The organism is Polaromonas sp. P1_E1_2 (genome assembly GCF_056406035.1).
In genome coordinates this window covers 1-4,007 of sequence record NZ_JBFUAZ010000402.1, presented here as the reverse complement: position 1 = coordinate 4,007, position 4,007 = coordinate 1, and the positions used below count along the sequence as shown (strand labels likewise).

The 4,007-nt window shown below is 62.3% G+C and carries 4 protein-coding genes and 1 pseudogene; 4 read left to right on the top strand and 1 reads right to left on the bottom strand.

Annotated features, from left to right (window positions below):
- From AC1D1P_RS16620 to AC1D1P_RS16605, 4 genes are all read left to right on the top strand, one after another.
- Positions 1–204 (top strand): enoyl-CoA hydratase-related protein (locus AC1D1P_RS16620; RefSeq protein ID WP_477673727.1); only part of this gene is annotated, 204 nt, incomplete at its 5' end.
- A 139-nt stretch (positions 205–343) separates the two neighbouring features.
- Positions 344–1,069 carry a Crp/Fnr family transcriptional regulator gene (locus tag AC1D1P_RS16615; RefSeq protein WP_477669417.1) on the top strand — a complete coding sequence of 242 codons (726 nt, stop codon included), beginning with the start codon at positions 344–346 and terminating at the stop codon, positions 1,067–1,069.
- Between the two features lie 21 nt (positions 1,070–1,090).
- Entirely contained in the window at positions 1,091–2,182 is a 1,092-nt protein-coding gene (locus AC1D1P_RS16610; protein WP_477673726.1) for a phosphotransferase, read from the top strand.
- Positions 2,183–2,231: 49 nt separating this feature from the next.
- Positions 2,232–3,491, top strand: coding sequence for an acyl-CoA dehydrogenase family protein (locus AC1D1P_RS16605; protein WP_477669415.1), 1,260 nt, complete (start codon positions 2,232–2,234; stop codon positions 3,489–3,491).
- A gap of 90 nt (positions 3,492–3,581) precedes the next feature.
- Here the strand turns inward: AC1D1P_RS16605 and AC1D1P_RS16600 are convergent.
- Positions 3,582–4,007, bottom strand: a pseudogene (locus AC1D1P_RS16600) (hypothetical protein); the annotation flags it as partial.

Below are 4,007 nucleotides of genomic sequence, written 5' to 3'. Positions count from 1 at the left end.
CCGCTTGAACTGGCCGAAAACCTGAATGCGCGCGCGCCCAATGCGCTGGCCAGCATCAAGGAACTCATCAACGACGCAGCCGGCAGCACGCTGACCGAGCAGCTCACCCACGAACGTGATCACTTCGTGCGCAACCTGCACGACGCCAACGCGGGTGAAGGCATAGACGCCTTCCTGAACAAGCGCACGCCGCACTACCGCTAGGCGGCAGGCAGCCAGTCGCGGGCTGCCCAACCGACAATCCAGGCCTCCGGCCGGGCGACACCCATGCGACAGCCCACTGGCGCCGGGCGGGTCCCTCAAGCGACAATGGTCGTCTTGTTAGTCACTCAAAAGACAGACCATGGACGATCCCATTCTTACGATAGAGGAACGAGAGGCCATTAACAATGGCCGCTGGTTTTCATCCCTGTCCCCATCCCTGAGGCACGACATACTCCGATGCGCCTACGTCAAACGCTACAAAGACGGCGAACTCATCAGCGCGCGCGGCGACGTGCCCGAGGAATGGATCTCTTGCGCACGTGGGGCCATTCGTGTCAGCTCGACCTCGATTTCGGGCAAGCAGGTCACGCTGACCTATGTGGAGCCCGGCCTTTGGGTCGGCGATGTGGCGATCTTCGACGGAGAGCGGCGTACCCACGACTCCTATGCCCATGGCGAGACCACCTTGCTGTGTGTCTCGCGCGCCGATCTGCGCAAGATCCTGAGCCAGCATGTCGAACTCTACGAGGCCCTGTTGCGCCTGCATGCACGGCGCATACGGCAGCTCTTCGGTCTGGTGGAAGACCTCAACACCCTGCCCTTGCGGGCGCGGCTGGCCAAGCAGCTGCTGCACCTGGTGCGCAGCTACGGTGTGCCCAGCCTGGCGGACAGCGGCGAGGTGCGAATCGGCCTGCAGCTGGCACAAGAGGAATTGGCGCAACTGCTGGGCGCCTCGCGCCAGCGCGTCAACCAGGAGCTCAAATCCATGGAGCGCGAAGAAGCCATCCGGATCGAGCCGGGAGGCCTGGTGGTGCGCAACCGCACAACCCTGATGCGCATCTCTGAAGCTGAAATTGACAAATAAACAGAGACAACACGTTTGAGCATGAGCAATTTCGATCACTTTGTCGGTACACGGGCTGTTTCGGGTGCGCACGCTTTTGATCTCGAAGCCCTTGCCGCTTATCTCGACAAGCACCTGCCTGGCTTCCAGGGCCCGCTGACCGCGGAAATCTTCAAGGGCGGCCAGTCCAACCCGACGTACAAGTTGATCACACCCACCGCTTCTTATGTGATGCGCGCCAAGCCGGGACCGGTGGCCAAATTGCTGCCGTCGGCCCATGCGGTGGAGCGCGAATTCAAGGTCATGCAGGGGCTGCACGGCACCGACGTGCCGGTACCCAGGATGTATTGCCTCTGCGAGGACGAATCCGTGATCGGCCGCGCTTTCTATGTAATGGAATTCGTCGAAGGCCGCGTGCTATGGGACCAGTCACTTCCCGGCATGACCAGCGCCCAGCGCGGGGATATCTACAACGAGATGAACCGCGTGGTCGCCGCACTGCACAAGGTGAAGTTTACCGAGCGGGGCCTGGCCGACTACGGCAAGCCCGGCAACTACTTTGAACGCCAGATCGGCCGCTGGAGCAAGCAGTACGCCGCATCCATCACCCAGCCCATCGCCGAGATGAACAGCCTGATGCAGTGGCTGCCGRCCAACATCCCGGCCAGCGCGCGCGACGACAGCATGGTCTCCGTCGTGCATGGTGATTTCCGGCTGGACAACCTGCTCTTTCACCCCACCGAGCCGCGTGTGCTGGCCGTGCTTGACTGGGAGCTCTCCACCCTGGGCCATCCACTGGCCGACTTCAGCTACCACTGCATGGCCTGGCACATTCCGCCGGGCGCTTTCCGCGGCATTGGCGGGCTGGACGTGGTCAGCCTGGGCATTCCCACCGAATCCGACTACATACGCCTTTACTGCGAGCGCACCGGGCTGACCACACCCGAGGCGCTCAAGGTCGACTGGAACTTCTACATGGCCTACAACCTGTTTCGCATCGCGGCCATTCTGCAAGGCATTGCCAAGCGCGTCGAGGCCGGCACGGCTTCCAGCGCCCAGGCCGTCAGCTCGGCCGCCGGCGCGCCGCTGCTGGCCAGGATGGCCTGGGGCTTTGCCCTGAAAAGCCAGGGCTGAACGACCGCTGTCTCATAACAACATCGCCTCACATCTTTCTGGAGATTTCATGGACTTCAACTACACCCCCAAAGTACAGGAACTGCGGGCGCGCCTGCTCAAGTTCATGGACGAGCATGTTTACCCCAATGAGGCCCGCTTTTTCCGCGAAATCGCCGAGAACCGCGCCAAGGGCAATGCCTGGATCCCGACCAGGCTGGTCGAGGAGCTCAAACCCAAGGCGCGTGCCGCCGGCCTGTGGAACCTGTTTTTGCCGCACTCGCCGCGCGCCCCTGAAGGTCTGTCCAACCTCGAATACGCGCCGCTGTGCGAAATCATGGGCCGCGTGCCCTTTGCGGCCGAGGTGTTCAATTGCTCGGCGCCCGACACCGGCAACATGGAAACCATCGCCCGCTACGGCTCCGAAGCCAACAAGGACCAGTGGCTGGATCCGCTGCTCAAGGGCGAGATCCGTTCTGCCTTCCTGATGACCGAGCCGGAAGTCGCTTCGTCCGACGCCACCAACATCCAGTGCCGCATCGAGCGCGACGGCGACGACTACGTCCTCAACGGCCTCAAGTGGTGGTCATCCGGCGCGGGCGATCCGCGCTGTGCCATCTACATCGTCATGGGTAAAACCAACCCCGACGCCGGCCGCCACGAACAGCAGTCCATGATCCTGGTGCCCGCCAACACGCCCGGCATCGAGGTCATCCGCCCGCTGTCGGTCTTCGGCTACGACGACGCCCCGCACGGCCACATGGAAGTGCGCCTGACGAATGTGCGCGTGCCCGCCGCCAATTTGATGCTGGGCGAAGGCCGTGGTTTCGAAATTGCCCAGGGGCGCCTCGGGCCCGGACGCATTCACCACTGCATGCGCAGCATCGGCATTGCCGAGCGCGCGCTGGAGCTGATGTGCAAGCGCCTCAATACCCGCGTGGCTTTCGGCAAACCGATCGCAAGCCAGTCGGTCTGGCACGAGCGCATTGCCGAAGCCCGCTGCATGATCGAGCAGGCCCGCCTGCTGACGCTCAAGGCGGCCTACATGATGGACACCGTTGGGAATAAGGTTGCCAAGGCCGAGATCGCCATGATCAAGGTGGTGGCGCCCAACATGGCCTGCCAGATCATCGACTGGGCCATCCAGGCCCACGGCGGAGGCGGTGTGTCGGACGACTTCCCGCTGGCCTATGCCTACGCCAGCCAGCGCACCCTGCGCCTGGCCGACGGCCCGGACGAGGTGCATCGAGCTTCTCTGGCCAAGCTTGAGCTGGCCAAGCACTTGCTGATGCCCGGCGAAATCGAGATGCCCATAACGCGTGGCGGCTGATACGCTCAAATTTTGCTATTAAATCAATAGCTACTCGCGCTCACCCCATACGGCTAAAGTGCCAATTTCACCCTGAAAATGGCAATGCGATCAGAGCGTGATGTCGTTGGACAGGCCTGCAATGGCCGATTCGCAGGCGCTCGTGAAGATCTGGGCCGCATGTTCCAGCGTCGGCATGTCGGCGGGGGTGTATTGCATGCGCAGGTAAGCCTTGCCGCGCAGAATCATCAGGATAAAAGGCACTTGCGCATCTGGTGATGGCTCCGGCCAGTTCATCAGCAAGTCGACCAGGTGGGTGTCCAGCCAGGCCTGCGCATGCACACGCTGGTCTGCCATGACTGCGTAGCGCTGCCAGAACGGCTTGGGCAGGCTTTCCCAACCTACTTCCGAATACATGGCCAGCCAGCGCACCTCTTCCGGCATGCTCAGGTCTGCGGTGGTCTGCAGGGTGTCGGTATAGGCCTGGTAAGCACGTTTTTCAAGTGAATCCTTCAGTGCCCGGTTCATGACCAGCAC

What these genes read in the sequence shown, in the direction of transcription:
- AC1D1P_RS16615 (WP_477669417.1), top strand. Translation starts at nt 344, where the DNA reads ATGGACGATCCCATTCTTACGATAGAGGAACGAGAGGCCATTAACAAT.
- AC1D1P_RS16605 (WP_477669415.1), top strand. Translation starts at nt 2,232, where the DNA reads ATGGACTTCAACTACACCCCCAAAGTACAGGAACTGCGGGCGCGCCTG.